This window comes from Nitrosomonas supralitoralis (assembly GCF_003011925.2).
Taxonomy (GTDB): Bacteria; Pseudomonadota; Gammaproteobacteria; order Burkholderiales; family Nitrosomonadaceae; genus Nitrosomonas; species Nitrosomonas supralitoralis.
The window spans coordinates 1-938 of the sequence record NZ_PXXU01000166.1; the positions used below are offsets into that span (position 1 = coordinate 1).

General features: G+C 47.7%; 1 protein-coding gene. It reads left to right on the plus strand.

Annotation, left to right across the window (positions count from 1 at the left end; translation table 11 throughout):
- Nucleotides 1-32 precede the first annotated feature (32 nt).
- A partial coding sequence (locus C7H79_RS17225) for a hypothetical protein (RefSeq protein WP_197714680.1) occupies nucleotides 33-938 on the plus strand: 906 nt, incomplete at its 3' end.

Below are 938 nucleotides of genomic sequence, written 5' to 3' on the forward strand. Positions count from 1 at the left end.
AGATTGATCGATAGTTATCAACTGGATAAAAAATGCTCACAAAATCAGATTTCCAGAAAGCGATTGCTGACTCGATAACAAATTATCCTGATATTGCCGCGCTTTACCAAGCCGGTGATCCGCGCATAATCCAGAACCTTGATGCCATGGCCGCTATGCTGGCCATGTTTTCTTCTCAACTTGAAACCGCAATGGCAGAGCCGTTTGAGAAGGTGCGGGATGGCACCGTTTTAGCGGATGCCGCGTTGCGCGGAGTGATACGTAAAGCAAGTCCTGGGCGCGTCAGATTGTCGGTTAAAAATAACAATCCTACCGCATTCACGGTAGATACCGGAAGAACCATTATTGATTCTACCGGGCTACCTTACATCATCGAAACCACAGCCATTATCGCTGCGGGTGCCACCGGTACAGTTGACGCCATTCAATTGAGGAGAGAAGTAGTAAATCATACTGTCTCCGGCAGCGTTCCTTTCTATCCGATAGAGATACCAGCAGCCACCGATGACAGCCACTTGAGCGGAATATCTGTTAGCGATTCGGGCGGAGAGTACGTTTATCGTGAGAGATACACGAATACATGGCCTGGTGAGCGTGTTTTTCACGTTGAAGCGGATGACAGGCAAAGTATTTATGTGCGCTTCGGTCAGACTGATATTGTTGGCGTGCAACCGGCAAACGGCAAAGTCATTAAATTGACTATCTCTCGAACCATGGGCGAGATATCGCCAACGGCGGGTTCACCATTCTCATTTGAATACCTGAATTCGCCCAAAGAATTGCTGGTTAATATAACCATGAATACCCTTCTCGAAAAAGGTCAGAATCCACCAGGCATGACCGTTCTGCGCGATCTTGTTAAGTACCCCTCTGTCTACAATCACAATGCGGTATTCCTGGGTGAATTCGATTTTGTGGTACGGCGTGCGTACAGTAAC